We start from the raw sequence: 23,926 nt of genomic DNA, 5'->3' as shown, positions 1-23,926 counted from the left end.
GGATTCGTGCATGGGATGCATGAATGAACGACTCCCCCGGAGCCCCGCCATGTCCGACCGCCTGACCCAGCTCGAAGCCTTTGTCGCCGTCGCCCAGAAGGGCAGCCTGACCGCCGCAGCGGCGGGCGCGGGCGTGGCGCCGGCCATGATCGGCCGGCGCATCGACGCGCTGGAGGCCCGACTGGGCGTCAAGCTGATGCTGCGCACGACCCGCCGCATCACGCTGACCCACGAGGGCAGCGCCTTTCTGGAGGACTGCCACCGCCTGCTGGCCGATCTGGCCAATGCCGAGGCCAGCGTCAGCGCCGGTGGCGTCAAGGCGGCCGGCCAGTTGCGCCTGACCGCGCCGGGCGGCTTCGGCCGCCGCCATGTCGCGCCGCTGGTGCCGCGCTTCCAGGCGCTGCACCCGGAGGTCCGCATCTCGCTGAACCTGGCCGACCGGGTGATCGACCTGGTCCACGAAAGCTACGACTGCGGCGTGCGCGTCGGCGACCTGCCCGACTCCAGCCTGATCAGCGTGCGGCTGGCCGACAACCGGCGCCGCTGCGTCGCCGCGCCGGCCTATCTGGCGCGCGCCGGCCGGCCGCAACACCCCGGCGACCTGATGCGCCACGAGTGCCTGACGCTCAGCTCCGAGGCCAGCCAGTCGCGCGGCTGGGCCTTTGCGATCGACGGCGAGGTCAGCCACCTGCGTCCGCCCGGCCGGCTGGACTGCAGCGACGGCCAGGTCCTGCACGCCTGGTGCCGCGACGGCCTCGGGCTGGCCTGGCGCAGCCAGTGGGAGGTCGAGGACGACCTGCGCAGCGGCCGCCTGGTGGCCGTGCTGGACGACTACGCCGCCCCGCCGAACGGCATCTACGCGGTCTTCTCCCACGCCCGCCACCTGCCGCTGCGGGTGCGGCTGTGGATCGACTACCTCAAGCACACGTATGGGGCGCCCAGCTACTGGACCGGCGGGACGGGCTGGACGGGCGCGGCGGCGTCGCCAGCTCAGCAGGCGTGAACGCCTAGGCGCGGCGCTGCGTCGGGCAGGCTCACCGTGACGCCGGCCGCCCGCACCGCCAGTGCAGGACCGTGGGCGGGCGCAAGCTCCAGCCGCAGCGAACCGGTCAGCGTGCCCGGGCAGGGCAGGGCGAGCGTGCGGCCCGTGTCGACGCCGACCACCCGGGCGCTGCGAATGCGGCCGGGCGTGACCTCGGCGAGCGTCGCCGCATCTATTCCGTCGACCGCCTCGAAGCGCAGGCTCGCACCCAGCGCGTGTTCGGCTTCGACGCCCTCGGCGCGTTGCGCGGCTGACGGAACAAGCACCGCGACCGCCAGCCGCAGCTGCAGGCCGCCGTCCGCGTCGAGCCGGATCTCCGCCAGCTCGGAATCGGCCAGGTCCAGGTGCCAGGCCCGGACATCGGCCAGCAGGTCGACATAGGCCCGCGCCACCAGCTGGTCCGCGCCGATGCCCAGCTGCGCCATCAGCGCACGCGCCTCGGCCAGACCGACCTCGGCTTGCTCGCCGTCGCGCATCACCACCTCCAGCTCCAGGAAGTCGCCCAGCCCCTCGACGGCATCCAGGTGCACGCGGGTCCGTCCCACGATGTAGAGCACGCGCCGCTTGCGCACCCGCCCGGTCTGGCCCTGCGCCTCGGCCAGCAAGGCACGCATGCCGTCCGGATCCGGGCAGGCGCTGATGCGGTAGTGGCTGGCCTTCGGCCCGGCCGCGTCGGCCCGTTGATAAAAGATCAACTCGGCCGGCGCGGTCCTGCCCTGTGCATCCGGCCCGAAGGCCCGCAGCTTGAGCCGACCGTTCGCACAGGCGAAGAAGGTGTCGTCCTGCAGCAGCACCACCGGCCCCTCGTTGGCCACCGCCGCAACAAGCGGCTCGACGGCCGCGAGGGAGGGGAGGCGGGCCTTGATCTCGATGTTGCTGGGCATGGGGCATTCCTTGGGGAGGGCCGGTGCAGGCAGCCTGGGCGCTGTCGTAGACTGCACAGAATTCTGTCATCTACCCAAGCGAGGAGCCGGTCATGGGATTTTCAGCCAGCGATGTGGTGCCCTTCACCCAGGCACGCGCCAACCTCTCCGAGCTGGCCGATCAGGCCAAGGCCGGGGCCGAGAAGATCATCACCAAAAACGGTGAGAGCTACGTGGCCCTCATCGATGCCGACCGCTTGGACTACTACCACCAGCTGGAGCGCGAGCGCATCCATCTCCTGCTGATCGATGACGCCAAGCGCAGCCTGGCCGACATCGAGGCCGGCCGCGCCTACGGTGCCGATGCCGCCCTCGCCCAGCTTCAACAACGCCGCGCCAGCGCAGCCACAGGCAAGGCCGCCAAGAAGCATGGCTGAGGATCTGTACCGCGTCGAATTGACGGCCAGCTTCCTGGAGCGGCTGGACGACATCGAGGCGTTCCTGACCGAAGCCGATGCCGCCTTTGCCTTCGACGACCTGTTGGCCGAACTGCGCGCCACGGTTGTCCCTAACCTGGCCCGGTTCCCTCGCATCGGGCGGCGCTATCTGAAGAACCCGCCGCAGTCGGCAGAGGCCCTGGCCCAACTGGCGACGCTGCCCGCTGGGGTGGCCAGTGCCTTGCGTGAATACCTGCATGGCGACTATCTGATCCTCTACACGGTCACGGAAGCCGGATCGACGGTCCATCTCCTGTCCATCCGTCACCACCGCCAACTGTCGTTTGATTTCGCCCGCCTCTGGCCGTCCTCCGCTCCGTGATTCCACCCCCTCGCCACCCCGCCGCCCCTGCGGCACATTCGGCGGTTCCGATCTGACCGGAGACCGACCATGGCCGCTGCCGCGCCCCTTGCCTCGCCGCTGAACCGGCAGGCCCACATCGCCACGGTGATGCAGGTGGCCGATGGCGGGATCGGCGTGCCGGCTGCGGCGCGGCACGACACCATCATCCGGGCGAGCTGGGAGCGCTGCGTGCGCGAGCACCGGCTCGATCCGACCCGGATGCAGGAGGCGGTCATCCTGCCGCAGGCCCGGCTGCGCGAGCACCAGGACCAGATGGATGCCTTCCTGTCGATCGCGCGGCATGGGCTGGAGTCGCTCTACCAGCAGGTGGCCGGACAGGGCTATGTCGTGCTGCTGACCGATGCGCGGGGCATCACCGTCGACTTCCTGGGCGACCTGCAGTTGGAGCCGCATCTGCGCCGCGCCGGGCTTTATCTGGGGGCCGACTGGAGCGAGCACCACGCCGGCACCTGCGGCGTCGGCACCTGCCTGAGCACCGGCCAGGCGCTGACGGTGCATCTGGACGACCACTTCGACGCCACACACATCCCGCTGACCTGCACCGCCGCGCCGGTGCACGACACGCTCGGGCGGCTGCAGGCCGTGCTGGACATCTCGCAGCTCAGCTCGGCCCAGCCCAAGGAGAGCCAGCATCTGGCGCTGCAGCTGGTGAAGGTCTATGCCCAGCACGTCGAGAACGCCGCCTTCCTGCAGCGCCACCGGCAGGACTGGGTGCTGCGCCTGAGCGAGGCGCCGCAGTTCCTCGACGTCAACCCGGACTACCTGCTGGCGCTGGACGAGGCCGGCCGCGTGATCGGCCACAACCGCCGCGCCCAGCTGCTGTTCGAGGCCGGCCTGCCGGGGCTGGCGGCGATGCCGGGGCGGCCTTCGGCGCTGATCGGCCAGCCGCTGGCGCGCCTGATCGACGTGCCGCTGGAGCGGCTCGGCCGCTATGTGCAGGGCCGTTCGGTCGACCAGCGCGCGGTGCGCCGCAGCGACGGCCGGCAGCTGCTGTTCCTGCTGGCCTCGCCGCCGCCGGGTCGGCCGCAGGTGCAGCGCCCGGGTGGCGACGCCGGGCTGATCGCCGACCTGTCGGCTGACCTCAAGGTGCCCGCGCCGCTGGCCGTGCTGTCGGCCGGCGACCCGGCGCTGGACCGCCAGATCGAGCGCGCCGCCCGGCTGGTCAACAGCCCCGTCAGCCTGCTGATCACCGGCGAGACCGGCAGCGGCAAGGAGCTGTTCGCGCAGGCCATGCACGCGGCATCCGAACGGCGCAGCGGGCCCTTTGTGGCGGTCAACTGCGCGGCGATTCCCGAGTCTCTGATCGAGAGCGAGCTGTTCGGCCACCTCGCGGGCAGCTTCTCCGGTGCCGGCCCCAAGGGCAAGCGCGGGCTGATCCAGGAGGCCGACGGCGGCACGCTCTTCCTCGACGAGATCGGCGACATGCCGCGACCGCTGCAGGCCCGGCTGCTGCGTGTGCTGGCCGAACGCGAGGTGCTGCCGATCGGCGCGACCCGGCCGGTCAAGGTCAAGCTGCGCGTGATCGCCGCGACCCACCGGCCGCTGGAGGCGCTGGTGCGCGAGGGCCGCTTCCGCGACGACCTCTACTACCGCCTCAACGGGGCCCATGTGCAGCTGCCACCGCTGCGCGAACGGCGCGACCTCGACGGCCTGATCGACCGCATGCTGGCCGAGCCCCGGCCGACGCCGGCTTTGAGCGACGAGGCCCGCGCCGCCCTGCATGCGCACCGCTGGCCCGGCAACCTGCGCGAGCTGCGCAACGCGCTGGACTACGCCCGCACCGTCTGTGTCGACGGCCGCATCACCCGGGCCGACCTGCCGGATGCGGTGCTGCGCCCGGCCGACGCGGGCGACCACGGCGGCGCTGACGACGCTGACCACGCGGCCGCGCCGCGGACGTCCAAGCCACGTGTGATGCCCGCGCTGGACCGGCGCGTCGAACAGGCCAACGAGGTCGATGAAGCCGACACCTTGCGCCACGCGCTGCAGGCGCAGCGCTGGAACGTGTCGGCGGTGGCGCGCAGCCTGGGCTGCTCGCGCATGACGCTGTACCGGCGCATGAAGCGCTGCGGCATCGTCTCGCCGCTGGACCAGCCGGGCGCGGCCGGCGGGCTGTGACAGCTGTCTCGCGCGGCCTGTGACAGCTGATCGGCTGTGACAGGTGCACGGGGTCGGTGAACGGTTGCTGACGACCGTGCCCACACGTGCCTGATCGCAGGGAAAGCCGATCAACACGGGCAAACGTCGCCTCTTGGTTGTGTGGAACGGGGTCGGCATGGGCCTTGCGCTGGATCAAGTCGCCAGGCCCGATCCGCCTGGTGGACCACACCACAGGAGACTTGATCGATGACGACACCCACACAACATGCCCAGGCTTGGCTGGGGCGTTTCGAGGCGGCGCTCGACAGCGGCGATGCCGATGCCGTGGCGGCGCTGTTCGAGGCCGACAGCTACTGGCGCGACCTGGTGGCCTTCACCTGGAACATCCGCACCGAGGAAGGCCGCGACGCGATCCGCGAGATGGTGGCCGCACGCGCCCGCGACGTGCAGGCGCGAGGCTTCACCGTGCGCGGCGAGGCCACCGAAGCCGGCGGCGTGACCGAGGCCTGGTTCGACTTCGAGACCGGACTGGCGCGTGGCCACGGCCTCTTGCGCCTGAAGGGCGAGCTTGCCTGGACGCTGCTGACGACCATGACCGAGCTCAAGGGCCATGAGGAGAAGAAGGGCACGCAGCGCGTCAAGGGTGCCGAACACGGCGTCTTCCCGGGCCGCAAGTCCTGGGCCGAACAGCGCGCCGAGGAAGAGGCCACGCTGGGCTACAGCGTGCAGCCCGACACCGTGATCATCGGCGGCGGGCAGGGCGGCATCGCACTGGCCGCGCGGCTGCGTCGGCTGGGCGTGCCCGCCGTGGTCATCGAGAAGAACGCCCGGCCGGGCGACAGCTGGCGCAACCGCTACAAGAGCCTGCACCTGCACGACCCGGTCTGGTACGACCACCTGCCCTACCTGCCCTTCCCGGACGACTGGCCGGTCTTCGCCGCCAAGGACAAGATCGGCGACTGGCTGGAGCACTACACCCGCATCATGGAGATCAACTACTGGAGCTCCACGGTGGCCGAGAAGGCCCGCTGGGACGAGGCCAGCGGGACCTGGGAGGTGCGCGTGGTGCGCGAGGGCAAGCCGGTCACCCTGCGCCCGAAGCAGCTGGTGTTCGCGCTGGGCGTCTCGGGCTACCCGAACGTGCCGAAGATCGCCGGTGCCGAGACCTTCGAGGGCGTGCAGGTCCACTCCAGCAAACACGCCGGCTCGGACGGTTGGACCGGCAAGAAGGCGGTCGTGCTGGGCTCCAACAACTCGGCCCACGACATCTGCGCGGCGCTCTGGGAACACGGTGCCGACGTGACGATGCTGCAGCGCAGCTCGACCCACATCGCCCCGTCGGATTCGCTGATGGAGCTGGCGCTGGGCGGCCTCTACAGCGAGCAGGCGGTGGCCAACGGCATCGACCACCACAAGGCCGACCTGATCTTCGCCAGCGTGCCCTACAAGATCATGCACACCTTCCACATCCCCGTGTACGAGGAGATGAAGAAGCGCGATGCGGACCTGTACGCGCGGCTGGAGAAGGCCGGCTTCATGCTCGATTTCGGCGAGGACGGCTCAGGCCTGTTCATGAAGTACCTGCGCCGCGGCTCGGGCTACTACATCGATGTCGGTGCCAGCGAGCTGGTGGCCAACGGCAGCATCAAGCTCAAGAGCCGCGTCAACATCGAGCGCATCAACCCGAAGTCGGTGACGCTCACCGACGGCACCGAGTTGCCCTGCGACCTGCTGGTCTACGCCACCGGCTACGGCTCGATGAACGGCTGGCTGGCCGATCTGATTTCGCCCGAAGTGGCCGACCAGGTCGGCAAGTGCTGGGGCCTGGGCTCGGCCACCACCAAGGACCCCGGCCCGTGGGAGGGCGAGCTGCGCAACATGTGGAAGCCCACGCCGGTCAAGAACCTCTGGTTCCACGGTGGCAACCTGCACCAGTCGCGCCATTACTCGCAGTTCCTGTCGCTGCAGCTCAAGGCCCGCCACGCCGGGCTGGACACGCCGGTCTACAAGCCGGCACCGGCGCATCACGTGCGGTGAGGGGGCGGCCTCTCGTGTGAACGGACGCGCCCGGTGGTTTTCCGCCTGGGTGCGTTCAACACGGATTCGGAGCGGTTGCCCATCGGCACCAGCCCGTCGGGCTGGTGCCGACGGTCCTCTGCCCCAACACCTCGATCAACGCGTCCCTGTCGCTCAATCCCGCCCGGCCCGCTCGATCGCCCGGGCCAGCGCGGCCGGTTCGGTGAACCAGGCCTCGTGGCTGCCCGCGCTCTCAATGTAGCGGTAGAGGCCCAGGCGCTCGGACAGCCGCGGGTGCCAGGGCAGGCTGGCGGGCAGGGCGGTGTCGAGCACGCAGTTGACGTAGGACTTGCCGATCATCAGCGCGGCCATCGGCTGCTCAATCGCCGAGGGCTCGGTGAAGGTCCGGTAGGGATGCGGGTTGAGACGCTCGAAGGCCGATTGCGCCAGCGCCAGGTCGCCGTCGTTGATGAAGGCCTCGCGCCAGACCGGGAAGGGCAGCATCACCGCGTTGGCGTTGGCCGCCGCGATGGCGTCGAACAGGGCCGTGTAGTGCGGCGGCACCAGGTCGTTCAGGCACTCGCCCGGCAAGGGCACGAAGGCGTTGACGTAGACCAGCCGGGCCAGCCGGGGCAGCAGCGCGGCCGCGGCGCCGGAGATCACCATGCCGCCGTAGCTGTGGCCGACCAGGCGCACGCCCTGCAGCTGTGCGGTCTCGACAAAGTCGACCAGCGACGCCACCGCGTCGGCCAGGCCGATCGCGCTGCGGTCGTCGCTGGGCCGGTTGCCGGCCAGCGTCGGGCAATGCACCACGTGGCCGGCGGCGCGCAGCTCGCTGGCGACCGCTTCCATCTCGGCGCCGGTGTGCCAGGCGCCGTGGACGAGGACGTAGGTGTCGGACATGGGTCTTGTCTCCTTGGAGTGTTCGATCGCGTGGGACGGCAGGAGCGCCGATCCTGCGCAAGGCCGGTGCCGATGGGCAAGCGAGCAAACCCGGCGCGGGCGCGCGGGCAAGCGGCGTTGCGCAGCGAAGATCGGCCGATGCCCCGTCCCATCTGTTCCGCCTGCCAGCGCCCACGGCCCACCTGCCTGTGCGCCTGGGTCCGCCCGACCGCGAACACGGTCGAGGTCCTGCTGCTGCAACACCCCGACGAGGCCGGCCAGGCCAAGGGCAGCCTGACGCTGTTGCAGCGCAGCCTGCGGCAGGCCGAGGTCCACTGGGGCGAGACCCTGGGCCGTCCGGCCGATGCCGGCGCCGAAGGCCGCACCGTGCTGCTCTACCCGGTCACCGAATCCGCGCCGGGCCCGCTGGCCGATCGTTCGATGCGCCCGCAGCGCGTGGTCGTGCTTGACGCCACCTGGCGCAAGAGCCTGCGCATGCTGCACCTCGACCCCGCCCTGCAGGCCCTGCCGCGCTGGCCACTGCTGGCCCCACCCCCGACCCGCTACGCCGCACTGCGCAAGGCCGCCCGCCCGGGCCAGGTCTCGACGCTCGAAGCGACCTGCCTGGCGCTGGCCGACATCGAAGGCGATGCCGCACCCTATGCGCCTCTGCTGGCGGCGTTTGAAGGGTGGGTGGCGGCGCAGGCGGCTTGGCGGCGAGGGATGCAAGAACGTTGAGCAATTACGTTTAACGTAATACGATTCGCGGCATGATCCAGTCGTTTCGGGACAGGGATACGCAGGCGCTGTTCGAGGGCAGCTGTCCTCCTCGTTTTCGGGCGATCCAGGCCACGGCCGAGCGCAAGCTGGCTCAGCTCGACGCGGCGCAGACCCTGGACTTCCTTCGTGCGCCGCCAGGCAACCGGCTGGAAGCTCTCAAGGGCGATCGAGCGGGCCAGCACAGCATCCGTGTCAACGACCAGTTCCGGCTGTGCTTCATGTGGACCGACACCGGTCCGGCGAACGTTGAAATCGTCGACTATCACTGAGCAGGAGTGACTCACCATGCCCCGACCCACCAACGGCTTGCGCCCCGTTCATCCGGGCGAGGTGCTGCGCGAGGACTATCTGACTCCCTTGGGGATGAGCGTGAATGCGCTCGCCATGGCCCTTCAGGTGCCGGCCACGCGCATCCACGAGATCGTCAAGGAACGCCGCAGCGTCACGGCGGACACCGCTGAACGGCTGGCGCGCTACTTTGGCGGTGATGCGGCCTCTTGGCTGGCGCTTCAGGCCAGCTACGACCTCAAGACCTTGTCCACCCGCGACGAGATCGAGCAGCGGGTGTTGCCGCGAGAGGCGGGCGAGCTGGCCGCCTGAGCGGCGCAGGCGGCTTGGCGGCCGGCGTGAGCCGGTCTGCGCGTGCTCAGGCCCAGTCCGACGCCGGTGCGCGCCACAGGTCGACGCCGCCTTCGCTGGCGTGCTGGTCGATCTCGGCGAGTTCCTCGGCGCTGAATGCCAGGTTCTGCAGCGCGGCGACGTTCTCGCGGATCTGGGCGGCGCTGCTCGCGCCGATCAGCGTGGTGGTGACCCGCGGGTCGCGCAGCACCCAGGCGAGCGCCATCTGGGCCAGGCTCTGGCCACGGCGCTGGGCGATGCCGTTCAGGGCGCGCACGCGCTGCAGGTTGGCCTCGCTCAGGTGCTCGCGCATCAGCGAGCCGCCGCCGGGGCGGTTGATGCGGGCATCGGCCGGGATGCCGGCAAGGTACTTGTCCGACAGCACGCCCTGCGCCAGCGCGGTGAAGGTGATGCAGCCCGCGCCGTGCTGCGCCAGCGTGTCGAGCAGGCCGTTCTCGATCCAGCGGTTGAGCAGGTTGTAGCTGGGCTGGTGGATCAGCAGCGGCACGCCTTCGGCCTTGAGCAGCGCGGCCATCTCGGCGGTCTTGCCAGGCGAGTAGGACGAGATGCCGATGTACAGCGCCTTGCCCTGCCGCACCGCATGGGCCAGCGCGAGCGCGGTCTCTTCGAGCGGCGTGTCCTTGTCGTAGCGGTGCGAGTAGAAGATGTCGACGTAGTCCAGACCCAAGCGCTGCAGGCTCTGGTCCAGGCTGGCCAGCACGTACTTGCGCGAGCCGCCGCCTTGTCCGTAGGGGCCGGGCCACATGTCCCAGCCGGCCTTGCTGGAGATGATCAGCTCGTCGCGGTAGGGCTTGAAGTCCTCGCGCAGCAGCCGGCCGAAGTTCAGCTCGGCGCTGCCATAGGGCGGGCCGTAGTTGTTGGCCAGGTCGAAGTGGGTGATGCCCAGGTCGAAGGCGGTGCGCGCCATCTCGCGCTGCACGTTCATCGGCGTGGTGTCGCCGAAGTTGTGCCACAGCCCCAGCGACATCGCCGGCAGCTTCAGCCCGCTGGCGCCGCAGCGGCGGTAGGGCATGGATTCGTAGCGGTCGGCGGCAGCGGCATAGCTCATGGTGGGTCTCCTCGGGGCGGTCGTTCGGCGAGGCGGGATGATGCCGCGATCGGCTGCGACGGGCAGCGGGCAAAAGAGAACCCGGACGTGCCGGGTTCTGAAGAAGCCCGGCCGGGCTCGCTGGCCGGGTTTCGAGGAGGCCCGTGCCGGGCAGCTCGGTTCAGGGCACGGACTCGAAGACCCGGAAGGACTGGGCCGGTAGCTGCAGCCAGGCGGCGCCTTGTGCGTCGGTGCGCAGGGCCCCATCGCCGGCGGGCCAGCGGTTGGTCAAGGTGCTGTTTGCAGGCAGTCCCTCGACCCGGGCGTTGGCGGCGCGGCGCGCATGGTTGAAGACGACCAGCGCACGGCGCTCGCCGAGCACGCGCTGGAAGCTGAAGACCAGGCCGTCGACCCGGGGCTGCGCGTAGGCGCCTCGCATCAGTGCCGGTGAACTGCGTCTCAGCGCGATCACGTCCCGGTAGAAGCCGCGCAGCGAGGCCGGGTCGCCTCGCTGTGCCGCCGCGTTCTGGCGGGTCACATTGGCCGCCAGCGCCCGGTAGGGCTCGCCGGTGGTGAAGCCGCCCCGCAGCGGGTCGCCGGTCCAGCTCATGGGCGAACGCAACTTCGGGTCACCCGTGAGCGTGGCCGCGTTGGCCATGCCGACCTCTTCGCCGTAGTAGATGAAGGGCGTGCCCGGCAGCAGCAGATAGCTGGCGGCGGCCTGGCGGATCTGCGCCAGGTCGCCATCGAGCTGGTTCCACAGCCGGTCACCGGCGAAGCTGTCGTGGTTGCTGGCCATGGTGGCCATGGTGGCGGGCGCGGTGCTGAAGTAGGCCGCCGCGTCGGCCAGCGAGGCGTCATCGCCCGCCGCGGCACCGACGACGTTGAAGTTCTGCGTGAACGCGAAGGAGGCGCCACAGGTGTGGGCCGATGCGTAGCGCAGCGGCGCGCCCGGCGATTCGCAGACCAGGTAGCGGTTCGGGTAGCCCATGACGACGCGGCGCACGCCGTCGAGGAGGGCATCGTTCTCGGGCTGGTTCTCCCAGCGGTCCGGGCCGTTCTCGACCAGGTTGCCGACGGCATCGAAGCGGAAGCCGTCGACACCGCGGTTGAGCCACCAGCGCAGGTTGTCGTGGTGCCAGGCCACGACCGCCGGGTTGCGCAGGTTGAAGTCGGGCATCTGGTTCCAGAAGCCGGCGAAGTAGGCACCGTGGTCGGTCTCGTACCAGGGGTTCTGGCCGTAGATCTTCCAGCCCTCGGGCACGGTGTCGCGCCAGACATACCAGTCGCGCCAGGGCGAAGCCCCCGTCGTGTCCGACGCAATGAACAGCGGGTGCTCGGCGGCGCTGTGGTTGATGACGTAGTCGATGATGACGCCGATGCCGCGCGCATGGGCCTGCCGCAGCAACTCGTCGAAGTCGGCCAGCGTGCCGTAGGCCGGCTCGATGGCGCGGTAGTCCTTGACCGCATAGCCATGGTCCTGATCCTGGCTGGGCATGACCGGCAACAGCCACAGCCCGGTGATGCCCAGCGCCTGCAGGTCGTCGAGCCGCGAGATCAGGCCGCGCAGGTCGCCGTGACCGTCGCCATCGCTGTCCTGGTAGCTGCGCACGAAGACCTGCATGAAGGCGCCGTGTCGCCAGTCCGACGACAGGGTGCTGGGGCTGTGACGTGCCGGCACCGGCGTCAGGTCGACCGCAGGTGCGCTGATGCTGGCGGTGCCGGCCATGGCGGTCATGCCGGACATGCTGACCGCGCCCAGGACCAGCGCCAGGGCGACGCGCTGGAGCGATGCCGTCCAGGTGCGTGCCGCCGGGCATCGAGACGGGTTCATGGCGTCGCTCCTGGCGGGATCTGGAAGACCGCGAAGCTGCGCCCGGGCAGCGTCACCGAGGCGCGACCCGCGCCGTCGGCCTGCAGGTCGCTGGCACCGGTCGGCCAGTGGCGGACCAGGCGGGTGTTGGCCGCCAGGCCCGGCACGTCCAGCGTCACCGGCGTGTCGCCGTGGTTGATGCCGACCCAGGCACCGCCCTCGCGGACCGGATCGTTGCCCGGGCGCTGGAACTGCAGCGCCAAGCCGCTCGACGATGCGTGGGCATAACGCCCGGTGGCCAGCGTCGGCACGGCCCGCCGCAGCGCGATCACGGCGCGGTAGTGCGACAGCAGCGAGTCCGGATCGGCCTGCTGCGCCGCCACGTGGTGGGTGGACGCGTTGCCGGCCAGGGCGCGGAAGGGCGTGCCGGTGGTGAAGCCGGCACGGCCGCGCTCGCCGGTCCAGCTCATGGGGGTGCGCAGCTTCGGATCGCCGTCCAGGGCGGCGGCACCGGTCATGCCGATTTCTTCGCCGTAGTAGACGAAGGCGGTGCGGGCCTGCAGCAGGTAGGTCGCGGCCAGCAGCTTGAGCCGCGTGGTGTCGCCACCGAGCTGGTCGGCCACACGCTGACCGGCGAAGCCGTCGTGGTTGCTGGCAAAGAGGGCCATGCCCGGCGGGGCCGTCAGCGGATAGGCGGCCACCCGCGCCACCGCTGGCGCGTCGCCTCGGGCGGCGGACACCAGATCGGCCTGATGTCCGAAGGCGAAGGCCGCGCCACAGCTGTCGGACGCGGCATAGCGCTGCGGCAGGCTGGGCGCTTCGCAGACCAGGTAGCGCCCGCCATAGCCGTCCAGCACGGCTCGGGTCGCGGCCAGCACAGCATGGTTGTCGCTCTGGTGTTCCCAGGCGGCGGGCCCGTTCTCGACCAGGTTGCCGGCCGCGTCGACCCGCAGGCCGTCGATGCCCCGGTTGAGCCAGAAGCGCAGGTTGTCCTGCTGCCAGGACACGACCGCCGGGTTCTTCAGGTTGAAGTCCGGCATCTCGGTCCAGAAGGGCGCGTAGTACGACCCGTTGGTGGTGCCGCGCCAGGGATCGCTGCCATAGACCGACCAGCCAGCCGGGTGCTGGCGCTGCCAGACGTACCAGTCGCGCCAGCGGTTGTTGTCGGCGCTGCGCGCTTGCGCGAACAGGGCATGGCGCGCGGCGCTGTGGTTCATCACCCAGTCCAGGATGACGCCGATGCCGCGTGCGTGGGCCTGTTGCAGCAGCTCGTCGAGGTCGGCCAGCGTGCCGTATTCGGGTGCCACGGCGCGGTAGTCGGTCACCGCGTAGCCGTGGTCGCCGTCCTGACTCGGATGGATGGGCATCAGCCACAGGCCGGTGATGCCGAGTTGCTGCAGATGGTCCAGGCGCTGGGTCAGACCGCGCAGGTCGCCGATGCCGTCGCCATTGCTGTCCTGATAGGCCCGCACGAAGACCTGCATGAACACGCCGTCCTGCCAGCCGGCGGGCAGCGCGCTCGGACGGGCCGTTGCGGCCACCGCGCTGGTGTCGGGTGTGGGCAAGGGGGTGTCGGCAGATCCGCCGCCGCCGCAGGCGCCCAGCAGCAGTCCCGCAGCCAGGGCCGCGAACGTGTGGATCCGCATGTCAGCGCCCCTCGACCGACCAGACCTGCAGCGACTGCGGGCCCAGGTCCAGCTGGACGCGGCCGCGCCGGTCGACCTTCCGCGCGCGGGGCGGCGCGGTCTGCGTCTGCGCTGGCCACAGCGGCCGCAGCGTTGCGCCCGGCGGCAGTTGTTCGACGCGCCCGCGCCGTTTCGTGGTGCCGAAGTTGTAGACCACCAGCGTGCGCTCGCTGCGTCCGGTGTCGCCGTCGACCGGCGCGGCGCGCTGGAAGCTCATCATCCAGCCGTCGGTGCGGGCCTGTTCGTAGCTGCCTTGGCGCAGCGACGGCCGGCTGTTGCGCAAGGCGATCAGGGCGCGGTAGTGCGACAGCAGCGAGCGCGGGTCGGCCTGCTGTGCCGCGACGTGGTGGCTGGCCGCATTGACCGGCGCCGCACGGTAGGGCGTGGCGGTGCTGAAGCCGGCATGCGTGCCGCCGTCCCAGCTCATCGGTGCGCGCAGCTTCGGATCACCCTTGAGGCCAAGACCGCCGGCCATGCCGATCTCCTCGCCGTAGTAGATGAAGGGCGTGCCCGGCTGCAGCAGGTAGGTCGCGGCCACCAGCCGATAGGCGGCCTCGTCGCCGCGCACGCGATCCATCAGGCGCTGGCCGGCGAAGCTGTCGTGGTTGCTGGCGAAGGTCGCCATGCCGGCGGGCATGCGCTCGAAGTAGCCGGCCACATGTTCGAGCGGGGTCGGGCTGCCCATGGCCGCGCTGACCAGTCGGTTGTTGTGGCCGAAGGCAAACGCGGCACCGCAGGCGCGGGCGTAGGCGGGCGGGTCGCCGGGTGCCTCGCAAACCAGGTAGCGGCGCTCGTAGCGCGCGACCAGCGCGGCCACGTCGGCCATCAGCGCGACGCTCTCGGGCTGGCTCTCCCAGGCCAGCGGGCCGTTCTCGATCAGGTTGCCGACCGCATCGAAGCGGAAGCCGTCGACGCCGCGGTTGAGCCACCAGCGCAGGTTGTCGTGGTGCCAGGCGACGACGGCCGGGTTCTTCAGGTTGAAGTCCGGCATCTCGCTCCAGAAGCCGGCGAAGTAGTGGCCGTGGTCGGTCTCGTACCAGGGGTCGTTGCCGTAGATCTGCCAGCCCTTGGGCTTGGTGTCGGACCAGACGTACCAGTCGCGCCACGGGCTGGCCGGTGAGGCCTCGGCGGCGCGGAACAACGGGTGGTCGGCGGCGCTGTGGTTGATGACGTAGTCGATGATGACGCCGATGCCGCGCGCATGGGCCTGTCGCAGCAGCTCGTCGAAGTCGGCCAGCGTGCCGTAGTCCGGCTCGATGGCACGGTAGTCGCGCACCGCGTAGCCGTGGTCGCCGTCCTGGCTGGCGGTGATCGGCATCAGCCACAGGCCGCGCACGCCCAGCGACTGCAGGTGATCGAGCCGCTGCGTCAGGCCGCGCAGGTCGCCGATGCCGTCGCCGTCGCTGTCCTGGTAGCTGCGCACGAAGACCTGCATGAATGGGCCATGACGCCAGTGCGGGTCCAGGCTGCTGCCCGGGTCGGCCATGGCCACTGGCGAGGTGTCGATGGCGGGCTCGGCGGCCTGCAGCGGGGCGGTGCTCATCAGCATGAGTGTGGCCGCTGCCAGCAGGCGCGCCCAGGCGCGTCGGCCGGGTCGACCGGCGGGGTCCGTCGGGCGGGCTGCTGCGGGCATGGCGGCGTCCTCGATCAGGAGCAGGGCTTCTCGGCGCGCGCCTTCTGCGCGTCGTCGAGCGAGCTGTAGATCTTGCGATCTCCACCCAGCACCCAGATCTCGCGGGTGGTGTTGCCGTCGAACTTCATGTCGCGGCCACCCTGCTCCTTGGTGTCGCCCTTGTGGATGATGTAGTTGACGGTGGCGGACTTGCCGAACTCGGCCAGGTCGGCCTGCCAGAACACGCCGAAGTCGCTCTTGCCGGTGGGCATCATCGGGTTCTGCCACTCGATGCCCGGCAGCGGGATGCCAGGGTTCTTCCAGAGGTGCACACCCCAGCCGTCATAGGCGTTGTCGCAGCGGCTGTAGTGGATGACGACCTTGCCATCGGGTGGCGCGGCATGGGCCGGCGCGGCTGCGAAGGTCGACAGGATGAGGGCAAGGGAGCCGAGCAGGCGGGCGGTGCGGATCAGGCGCATGGTGGTCTCCTGGGTTGCGCGTGGGGAAGATGGGGTGAGTGGCTCATGGCATGAGCCTGTGAGGGACGGGCGTCGATCAGCCCTTGATGCCGCCGGCGGTCAGCCCGGCGATCATCCATTTCTGGGCCAGCATGAAGACGACCGTGATGGGCAGGCCGGACAGGATGGCCACGGCCGCGAAGTCGCCCCACTTGAAGTTGTGCTCGGCGACGAACATCTTCGTGCCCACGGCCAGCGTCAGCATCTCCTCGCGGTGCAGCAGCACCGAGGCGACCGGGTACTCGATCAGCACGCCGATGAAGGCCAGCAGGAAGACCACCACCAGGATGGGCAAGGCCATCGGCAGCAGCACCAGGCGGAAGGCCTGCCACGGCGTCGCGCCGTCGACCCTGGCCGCTTCCTCGACCTCGTAGGGAATCGTGTCGTAGTAGCCCTTGATGGTCCAGACGTGCATGGCGATGCCGCCCGAATAGGCCAGCAGCAAGGCCCAGTGCGTGTCCACGCCCAAGGCTGGGAAGACGCTGCCGATGCGGTCGAAGATGGCGTAGATCGCCGCCAGTGCGAGCACGGCCGGAAACATCTGCATCAGCATCAGGCCGCTGAGCAACTGACTGCGACCGCGGAACTTCATGCGCGCCAGCGCATAGGCGCCGGTGGTGGAGAACAGCAGCGTGATCAGCGCCGACAGCGTCGCCACCTTGACCGAGTTCCACAGCCACAGCAGCACCGGCAGTTCGGGCTCGACCATCACGCCGTCGCGGCCCAGGTAGGGCAGGCCGAAGGCATAGCGCCAGTGGTCCAGGCTGATGGCCTCCGGGATCAGGCTGCCGGTGGCGAAGTTGCCGGGTCGGAAGGACACCGACAGCACCACCAGGAAGGGGAAGATCACCAGCGCACACAGTGCGATCAGGAACGCATGGGCAGCGGCGACGCGCCAGCGCTGGGACTTGTCGAGAACGATGGCCATGGGGCGCTCCGGCGGCGTGGGGTCAGCGGGTTTCCTGGGCTGCGATGCGGGTGAACCGCATCTGCACCAGCGTGATGGCCGCGACGATCAGGAAGATCACCGTCGAGATGGCCGAAGCCAGGCCGAACTGCTGGCCCGAGTCCTGGAAGGCGATCCGGAAGGTGTAGGACACCAGGATGTCGGTCGTGCCCGCTGGCACCTGGGTGTCGAGGAAGTCGGGCCGTCCGCCGGTCAACAGCGTGATCAGCACGAAGTTGTTGAAGTTGAAGGCAAACGACGAGATCAGCAGCGGCGTCAGCGGCTTGAGGATCAGCGGCAGCGTGATGCCGAAGAAGTTCGTCAGCGGGCCGGCGCCGGCCACCGCCGAGGCCTCGTAGAGGTCGCTCGGGATCGACTTGATCAGCCCCATGCAGACCACCATCATGTATGGGAAGCCCAGCCAGGTGTTGACGATCAGCAGCATCGCCTTGGCCAGCAGCGGGTCCGAGGTCCATGCGGGCTTGATGCCGAACAGGCCGTCCAGGATCAGGTTGATCTCGCCGAGGTTCTGGTTGAACAGGCCCTTGAAGATCAGGATCGAGATGAAGCCCGGCACCGCATAGGGCAGGAACAGCAGCATGCGGTAGACGCCCTTGAAGCGCAGGCTGTCCCAGTTCAGCAGCACCGCCAGCAGCAGGCCGAGCGAACTCGCGAACAGCACCGTCAGGCCCGAGAACGCGAGCGTCCAGCCGAAGATGCGCAGGAAGGGTTCGCTGAACTTCGAGTCCGTGAAGATGCGCGCGTAGTGCGACAGGCCGACACCGACCTTGAAGCCGGGCTGGACACGCTCGCCGGCCGGGTCGACGTAGAAGCCGATGTGGAAGTCAGGTCGCAGCCGCGCGCCGGTGTCGCGGTTGAGCAGGCTGCCATCGGCCTGGGCCTCATACAGCGGCTGCACCGGGGCGTAGCTGCGCAACGAGGCCATGCGCAGGTCGATGCCGTCGGGCTTGCGCAACGTCAGGGCCTTGAGCGCCTGCTGCCGCGCGATCACGTCCTTGAGCGGCAGGGGCTCGCCGAGTGCGATCTCGGCGGCCTGCCCATCCACCAGCACCACCGGCGTGTTCGACAGCGCTTGCAGCGACAGCACCGGGCTGAGGTAGACACGTGTCTCGTCGTCCTGATCGACCAGCCGCAGGCGGTGCCCGCCACCGTCTGCGTGCAGCGTGTAGGCGTGGTTGCCGCCGGGGGCCTGGAAGGTTTCGTCGAGCAGGTACTGGCGCGCGCGGTCGTGGTCCAGCAGGTTGGTCGAGCTGTAGTTGGTGAAGCCGATGCTCACCGTGTAGACCATCGGGAAGACGACGAACACCACCGCCGCCGCGATGCCCGGGAACAGGTAGCGCAGCGCCATCGTGCGGGCCGACGTGTAGGTCCACAGCGCCAGCGCGCTGATCAGCAGCAAGGTGCCGGCCAGCAGCGGTTCGCCGAAGGTGTAGACCACCGTCACGAGGTAGAGCGCGGCCAGTGCCAGCACGCCGGCCAGGGCATGGCCGGCGTGCCGGCGCAACGGGTTCGGGGAGGTCATCGCGGGCTTGCGTCGACGGTCCGGCGGCTCACTTGGCCTGGATGCGCTTGGCCGCGCCGTCCATCGCTTCCTTGGGCGACTGACGGCCTTCCATCACATTGCCCAGAGCCGACACCATGGCCGACCAGAAGCGGCCCATCTCGGGGTTGTTGGGCATCGGTGCGCCGTCTTGCGCCGAGGCCATCGTGGCGGCGATGTTGGGATTGCCCTTGAGCTCGTTGTAGAACACCTTGCTGGCCGGCGCCCCGATCGGCTCGGCGGCGTTGACGGTCTTCAGCCCCTTGAGGCTGAGCATGTGGTTCTCGATGAACTCGACGGCCAGGTCCTTGTTGGGCGAGGCCTTGTTGATCATCACGCCCTTGACGCCGACGAAGGGCGCGGCCTTCTTGCCGGCCACGGCCGGGATCTTCGCCACGCCGAAATCGATCTTGGCCTTGCGCAAGTTGTCCCAGGACCAGGGGCCGTTGATCATCATCGCGACCTTGCCCTGGGCCATCGCCCCTTCCATCTCGGCGTAGCCGCTGCCTTCGGGCATGTAGTCCTCGCGCAGCAGCTTGTTGAGCAGCTCGACGCCCTTGAGCGCGCCCTCGTTGTTGACGCCGGTGTCGCTGCCGTCATAGGTGCCGTCGGCGCGCTGCTTGAAGGCATAGCCGCCGTTGGCGGCGATCAGTGGCCAGGTGAAGTAGGTGTTGGTGTAGTCCCAGAGAATGGCCTTCTTGCCCTGACCGGCCAGTTGCTTGTCCAGCGCCATGACCTCCTCGAAGGTCTTGGGCGGCGTCTTCACCAGAGCCTTGTTGTAGACCAGCGAGACGGCCTCGATCGCGTACGGATAGCCCCAGGTCTTGCCACCGATGGTGAAGGCCTTCATCGCCAGCGGATCGATGTCCGCAGCGATCGCCTTGCTCGGCGTGACCGGCACGATCAGGCCGCCAGCGATCCATTCGCCGATGCGGTCATGGGCCCAGACCCAGATGTCCGGGCCCTTGCCGGCCGCAGCGGCCTGCTGGAACTTGCCGGGGCCGTCCTCGGGTGCCTCGACCACCACCGGCACGCCGGTCTTCTTGGTGAACTCGTCGGCGACCTGTTGCAGCGCCTTGGTGCCGTCGGTGGTGAACCAGATCAGCAGCTTGCCGGGCTCGGCGGCGGTGGCCGGCAGGCTCAACAAGGTGCCGAGCGTGGCAGCGCCGAGGGCGAGGCGCAGGAAGGGGCGGCGGGTGTTGGACGGCAGGGCGGTCATCGGGTTCTCCTCGCGAGGGGTCGGGCGGGTCGGTCGGGTTGGGTGGAACAGGCGGGTCAGGTGGTACACACGGTTCACGCGGTTCAAGCGGTTCAAGCGGTTCCGGTGGGTCGGGCCAGCGTGCGGCCTTCGGCATCGAACAGGTAGCAGCGCTGCGGCGGCAGGACCAGGTGGGCCAGTTCGCCAACCGCCAGCGGGTTGTCCGGATCGGTGCGGGCCACGAAGCTGGTGTCGCGGCCGGGTGTCTGCAGGTAGAGGTAGGTCGTGTCGCCCAGGTGCTCGGCGGCCTGCACGTAGCCCTGCAGGGTGTTGTCGACCGGATCGGCGACGGCCAGGACGTGTTCCGGCCGCACGCCCAAGGTCAGCGCCGCGCCGGGACGCAGCCCGCTGGCATCGGCCTGCACGACGATGGGGGTGCCGTCGGCCAGCGCCACGCGGGCCTGATCGGCCCCGGCCGAGACCAGCGTCGCGGGCATGAAGTTCATCGTCGGCGAGCCGATGAAGCCGGCCACGAAGAGGTTGACCGGCCGGTGGTAGAGCGCCATCGGCGTGCCGACCTGCTCGATGCGACCCTGGTTGAAGACCACGATGCGGCTGGCCAGCGTCATCGCCTCGACCTGGTCGTGGGTGACGTAGACCATGGTCGTGCGCAGCTCGCGGTGCAGCCGGGCCAGCTCGACGCGCATCTGCACGCGCAGGGCGGCATCGAGGTTGGACAGGGGCTCGTCGAACAGGAACACGCCGGGCTTGCGCACGATGGCGCGACCGATCGCCACCCGCTGGCGCTGGCCGCCGGACAGGTCCTTCGGCCGACGTTCGAGCAGGTGGCCGATCTGCAGGATGTCGGCGGCCCGGTTGACGGCGGCGTCGATCTCGGCGTTCGAGTAGCCCGCCAGCTTCAGGCCGAAGGCCATGTTCTTGGCCACCGACATGTGCGGGTAGAGCGCATAGCTCTGGAACACCATCGCGATGCTGCGACGGGCCGGCGGGATCTCGTTGACGACCTGATCGCCGATGCGCAGTTCGCCCTCGGTGATGTCTTCAAGACCGGCGATGCAGCGCAGCAGCGTCGACTTGCCACAGCCCGACGGGCCGACGAAGACGACGAACTCGCCGTCGTCGATCGTCAGGTCGATGCCGTGCAGGATGCGGGTGTCGCCATACGACTTGCGCAGGCCGGTGAACTGGAGATGGGCCATGTGGAGGTCCTTGGGTCCTTGCGTCCTGCGGTCCGTCAATCCCTGAGGAGGGCGATGTGGATGCCGTAGCCCGGCACGACGAGCGCCTGGCCGTCGCGACGGGCGGCCTGTCGCGCGGGCAGGCCCGGCACCGCGATGGCCTCGGCGGACTGCAGCGCGGCGGCGTGCTCGGGGGCCAGCGCGGCGCAGCCCAAGGTCACTGGCGTGGCCTCGAAGTTCAGGACCAGCACCAGCGTGTCGCCGGCCGTGCCGGGCTCGGGGCGGCGGATGGCCACGAACAGCGCCGGCTCGGGGGTGTCGATGAACTCGACCGGGCCGCGCACCAGGGCCGGCTGGCGACGCCGCCAGCGCAGAAAGGCGCGCATGAAGTGCAGCGGCGAATCCGGGTCGGCCTCGTGGCGGTCGACCGCCAGGGCCCGGTGGGCCTCGGGCACCGGCAACCAGGGGCGCCGCCCGGTGTCGGTGCCGAAGCCGGCGTGGGGTGCGTCGTGTTGCCAGGGCATCGGCGTGCGGCAGCCGTCGCGGCCCTTGTATTCGGGCCAGAAGGCGATGCCCGGCGGGTCCTGCAGGTCCTCGAAGCGCAGCTCGGCCTCGGGCAGTGCCAGCTCGTCGCCCTGGTACCAGCAGACGCTGCCCCTGAGCGCCAGCAGCGCCACCAGCTTCAGGCGCACGAAGTCCGCAGGCGCCTGGCCGCCTTCCCAGCGGGTCAGCAGCCGGGTCGAGTCGTGGTTGCCCAGCGTCCAGCAGGGCCAGCCGCCTTGGCCGGGTGCGCGGGCACCGGCTTCGAACTGCTCGCCGTGGCGGCGCAGGTGCGCCACGCTGTGGTCGCGCGAGAGCAGCGCGAAGCTGTAGGTCATGTGCAGGCGCTTGCCGCCGGCCGTGTAGGCAAGCATCTTGTCCAGCGCTTCGGCATCGCCGACCTCGCCGACGCTGGTCGCGCCGTAGGCATCCAGCAGTCGGCGGACCTGCTCCAGGAAGACCTCGGTCTCGGGCCGGTTCTTGTCGTGCAGGTGCTGTTGGTGGTCGTAGGGATTGGCCGGCAGGGGCACGTCCGCGGCGCGTTCGAGCGCCGGGTTCGAGCGCAGCGCGCGGTCGTGGAAGAGGTAGTTGGTGGTGTCGAAGCGGAAACCGTCGACGCCCCGGTCGAGCCAGAAGCGCAGGTCCGACATCAACTGCCCCTGCACGTCCGGGTGGTGCAGGTTCAGGTCGGGCTGGGCGGCCAGGAAGTTGTGCAGGTAGTACTGTTTGCGGCGCGTGTCCCATTGCCAGGCCGGACCACCGAACACGCTCAACCAGTTGTTGGGCGGGCTGCCATCGGGCAGGGCATCGGCCCAGACATACCAGTCGGCGCGCGCGTTGTCGCGGCTGCTGCGGCTTTCCTGGAACCAGGCGTGGCTGTCGGACGTGTGCGAGAGGACCTGGTCGATGATGACCTTCAGGCCCAGGTGGTGGGCATGCGCCACCAGCCGGTCGAAGTCGGCCAGCGTGCCGAACATCGGGTCGATGTCGCGGTAGTCCTCGACGTCGTAGCCGAAGTCCTTCATCGGACTGCGGAAGATCGGCGACAGCCAGACCGCGTCCACACCCAGGCTGGCCACATAGGGCAGCCTGTCGGTGATGCCGGCCAGGTCGCCGATGCCGTCGCCATTGGCGTCGGCAAAGCTGCGCGGGTAGATCTGGTAGATCACGGCGCCGCGCCACCAGTCCAAGTCGGCGGGCGGGCGCGGGGTACGGGCGGAGATCGAGGTCATGGGCATTGAACTCGGCGCGCGCCTGGGGTCGGCGCACGCGGGGGCAGGGCGGGCCCGCCGACACGAGGTCGGCGGGCTGCAGGGCCGGGACGACCCGTGACGGGGCCTCAGGCCCGCGTCACCGGCGTCCGATCACCACCAGGCTTCGGCCTGGACGCCAAACGAGGTGCCGGCCTTCTTGGCGCCGAACACGCCGTTGGCCACGGTGCCGTTGTCGCCGTTCCACTTGGCGTGGGTGACGAAGCCGCGCAGCACCGGACGGGCCCACGCGCCGGCGGCCAGCGCCAGCTGCGGGGCGATCGTCAGCTTGGTCATCGTCGGCTTGGACGCGCCTTGCTTGCCCTGGTCACGGCCGACCTCGGCCGCGATGCTGAAGTTCTTGGTGAAGTTGTACTGCGGCCGCACGCCGTAGCTGATCCAGGTCTGCTTGTCGCCGGTGCCGGGCTTGACCTCGGCATAGCTGGCGGTGGCCATGCCGGTGATGTTGGTGCCCTTGAAGTCGAAGTACAGGTGGTCGTGGATGCGGAAGGACTTGGAATCCGCCTCGCCGCCGCCGGCATAGGTCGGCAGCCATTCGAAGCCGTTGCCGCCGGCATCCTTGCCCAGCACGACCGCGATGTGGTTGAAGCCGCCGAGCACGCCGTCCTGCGCCAGCTTCAGGAACAGGGCCTGGCCGCTGCCAGCCGGCGTGGTGCCGGCGGTGCTGCCCTTGATCGCGACCAGCTCGCCTTCGAGCTTGGTCTTCTCGCCCAGGCTGATGTCGTAGAAGCGCAGCGAGTAGCGCTTGGCGTTCAGGTCGTTGACGGCGTTGGCGTTGGGGCTGTTCTGCATGTAGGCCAGCGACAGCTTGGCCGGGCCGGCCTGGATCTCCTCGATGCCGCCGCCGACGCCGTTGTTGGTCCAGTAGTAGTAGTCGCTCATGTGGATGTCGTGGCGGTTGTAGAACCGCTTGCCGACCCACACCTTGGCGTTCTCAAGCGCACCGGCGCTGAAGAAGCCGCCCGCCTCGAAGAAGTTCTCGCGATGCAGCATGTTGAAGCTGTCGCCGATCGTGTTGTCCGGCTCGCTGCCCTTGTCCTGCAGCGCCAGCGTCAGGTGGTACTTGGCCCAGACGTCGTTGGTGTCGCCGAAGCCCAGGCCGATGCTGTGCTCGCTGTAGTTGTCGCACTCGTTGCCCAGACGGTACTTCGAGCGCACCGGGTAGGCGCCGCTGAAGCACTGCAGGTTGCCGCCTTCGGTGGTGCCGCCGGCCTGGATGCGCGTGTAGCCGTGGTACTCGATGCCTTCGGCGCGCACGCCGGCCGAGGCCATCACGCCCGCGATGGCCAGGGCCATCGGCAGCAGGACAAATCGTTTTTGCATCTCCATGCTCCTCAGAGGTCGGGCCAGGGCCCGAGGGGTGGGCGTTGGGT

General features: G+C 69.7%; 20 protein-coding genes and 1 pseudogene. 8 read left to right on the top strand and 13 right to left on the bottom strand.

Annotated elements, in window-relative coordinates:
* Positions 1–49: 49 nt before the first annotated feature.
* Positions 50–1,003 (top strand): LysR family transcriptional regulator, encoded by a 954-nt coding sequence (locus EV685_RS10995; RefSeq protein ID WP_130482055.1) that lies wholly within the window; start codon positions 50–52, stop codon positions 1,001–1,003.
* A 404-nt stretch (positions 1,004–1,407) separates the two neighbouring features.
* On the opposite strand, the pseudogene EV685_RS20985 reads toward EV685_RS10995, so the two are convergent.
* Positions 1,408–1,926: pseudogene (locus EV685_RS20985) on the bottom strand (class IV adenylate cyclase); the annotation flags it as partial.
* Positions 1,927–2,018: 92 nt separating this feature from the next.
* Here EV685_RS20985 and EV685_RS10985 point away from each other — a divergent pair.
* The 4 genes from EV685_RS10985 to EV685_RS10970 all read left to right on the top strand — a co-directional run bounded on the left by EV685_RS10985 (position 2,019) and on the right by EV685_RS10970 (position 6,903).
* Positions 2,019–2,342 (top strand): type II toxin-antitoxin system Phd/YefM family antitoxin, encoded by a 324-nt coding sequence (locus EV685_RS10985; protein WP_130482053.1) that lies wholly within the window; start codon positions 2,019–2,021, stop codon positions 2,340–2,342.
* Positions 2,335–2,724: a type II toxin-antitoxin system RelE/ParE family toxin gene (locus tag EV685_RS10980; protein ID WP_130482052.1), complete on the top strand. Its 390-nt coding sequence runs from the start codon at positions 2,335–2,337 to the stop codon at positions 2,722–2,724. The genes EV685_RS10985 and EV685_RS10980 overlap by 8 nt, the downstream gene beginning before the upstream one ends.
* A 69-nt stretch (positions 2,725–2,793) precedes the next feature.
* Positions 2,794–4,884, top strand: a complete 2,091-nt coding sequence (locus EV685_RS10975; protein WP_130482051.1) for a sigma-54-dependent Fis family transcriptional regulator — start codon at positions 2,794–2,796, stop codon at positions 4,882–4,884.
* Between the two features lie 228 nt (positions 4,885–5,112).
* Entirely contained in the window at positions 5,113–6,903 is a 1,791-nt protein-coding gene (locus EV685_RS10970) for an NAD(P)-binding domain-containing protein (RefSeq protein WP_130482050.1), read from the top strand.
* Positions 6,904–7,056: 153 nt separating this feature from the next.
* Here the strand turns inward: EV685_RS10970 and EV685_RS10965 are convergent, their stop codons facing one another.
* Complete coding sequence (locus tag EV685_RS10965) at positions 7,057–7,785, bottom strand: alpha/beta hydrolase (RefSeq protein WP_130482049.1); 729 nt, start codon at positions 7,783–7,785, stop codon at positions 7,057–7,059.
* Positions 7,786–7,923: 138 nt separating this feature from the next.
* Here EV685_RS10965 and EV685_RS10960 point away from each other — a divergent pair, with 138 nt between their 5' ends.
* The 3 genes from EV685_RS10960 to EV685_RS10950 are packed head-to-tail and all read left to right on the top strand — an operon-like array spanning position 7,924 to position 9,144.
* Positions 7,924–8,502: a tRNA-uridine aminocarboxypropyltransferase gene (locus tag EV685_RS10960; protein WP_130482048.1), complete on the top strand. Its 579-nt coding sequence runs from the start codon at positions 7,924–7,926 to the stop codon at positions 8,500–8,502.
* A gap of 32 nt (positions 8,503–8,534) precedes the next feature.
* Entirely contained in the window at positions 8,535–8,813 is a 279-nt protein-coding gene (locus EV685_RS10955) for a type II toxin-antitoxin system RelE/ParE family toxin (RefSeq protein WP_130482047.1), read from the top strand.
* Between the two features lie 16 nt (positions 8,814–8,829).
* Entirely contained in the window at positions 8,830–9,144 is a 315-nt protein-coding gene (locus EV685_RS10950) for a HigA family addiction module antitoxin (RefSeq protein ID WP_130482046.1), read from the top strand.
* Between the two features lie 46 nt (positions 9,145–9,190).
* Here EV685_RS10950 and mgrA read toward each other — a convergent pair whose 3' ends face one another.
* From mgrA to EV685_RS10895, 11 genes are all read right to left on the bottom strand, one after another.
* A complete protein-coding gene (gene mgrA, locus EV685_RS10945; RefSeq protein ID WP_130482045.1) occupies positions 9,191–10,231 on the bottom strand; it encodes an L-glyceraldehyde 3-phosphate reductase in 1,041 nt (346 codons plus the stop codon).
* A gap of 160 nt (positions 10,232–10,391) precedes the next feature.
* Complete coding sequence (locus EV685_RS10940; RefSeq protein WP_130482044.1) at positions 10,392–12,044, bottom strand: alpha-amylase family glycosyl hydrolase; 1,653 nt, start codon at positions 12,042–12,044, stop codon at positions 10,392–10,394.
* Complete coding sequence (locus EV685_RS10935) at positions 12,041–13,669, bottom strand: alpha-amylase family glycosyl hydrolase (protein ID WP_130482043.1); 1,629 nt, start codon at positions 13,667–13,669, stop codon at positions 12,041–12,043. Before EV685_RS10935 ends, EV685_RS10940 begins: the two co-directional genes overlap by 4 nt.
* Before the next feature lies 1 nt (position 13,670).
* Positions 13,671–15,341, bottom strand: a complete 1,671-nt coding sequence (locus EV685_RS10930) for an alpha-amylase family glycosyl hydrolase (RefSeq protein WP_242615535.1) — start codon at positions 15,339–15,341, stop codon at positions 13,671–13,673.
* A gap of 14 nt (positions 15,342–15,355) precedes the next feature.
* A complete protein-coding gene (locus EV685_RS10925) occupies positions 15,356–15,799 on the bottom strand; it encodes a pullulanase-associated domain-containing protein (RefSeq protein ID WP_130482042.1) in 444 nt (147 codons plus the stop codon).
* Positions 15,800–15,875: 76 nt separating this feature from the next.
* Positions 15,876–16,766, bottom strand: coding sequence for a maltose ABC transporter permease MalG (malG, locus tag EV685_RS10920; protein WP_130482041.1), 891 nt, complete (start codon positions 16,764–16,766; stop codon positions 15,876–15,878).
* Between the two features lie 22 nt (positions 16,767–16,788).
* Entirely contained in the window at positions 16,789–18,327 is a 1,539-nt protein-coding gene (gene malF, locus EV685_RS10915; RefSeq protein ID WP_130482040.1) for a maltose ABC transporter permease MalF, read from the bottom strand.
* 28 nt (positions 18,328–18,355) lie between these two features.
* Positions 18,356–19,564 carry a maltose/maltodextrin ABC transporter substrate-binding protein MalE gene (malE, locus tag EV685_RS10910; RefSeq protein WP_130482039.1) on the bottom strand — a complete coding sequence of 403 codons (1,209 nt, stop codon included), beginning with the start codon at positions 19,562–19,564 and terminating at the stop codon, positions 18,356–18,358.
* A 92-nt stretch (positions 19,565–19,656) separates the two neighbouring features.
* A complete protein-coding gene (locus EV685_RS10905) occupies positions 19,657–20,763 on the bottom strand; it encodes an ABC transporter ATP-binding protein (RefSeq protein WP_130482038.1) in 1,107 nt (368 codons plus the stop codon).
* Positions 20,764–20,798: 35 nt separating this feature from the next.
* The gene (locus tag EV685_RS10900; protein WP_130482037.1) at positions 20,799–22,514 is read right to left on the bottom strand and encodes an alpha-amylase family glycosyl hydrolase; all 1,716 of its coding nucleotides are present in this window, start codon (positions 22,512–22,514) and stop codon (positions 20,799–20,801) included.
* 132 nt (positions 22,515–22,646) lie between these two features.
* Complete coding sequence (locus tag EV685_RS10895) at positions 22,647–23,876, bottom strand: maltoporin (protein WP_165396772.1); 1,230 nt, start codon at positions 23,874–23,876, stop codon at positions 22,647–22,649.
* Positions 23,877–23,926 lie beyond the last annotated feature (50 nt).

Source organism: Sphaerotilus mobilis (assembly GCF_004216565.1).
Classification (GTDB): Bacteria; Pseudomonadota; Gammaproteobacteria; order Burkholderiales; family Burkholderiaceae_C; genus Sphaerotilus; species Sphaerotilus mobilis.
The sequence above is the reverse complement of the archived record's forward strand: the minus strand, read 5'-3'. Positions and strand labels throughout refer to the sequence as shown.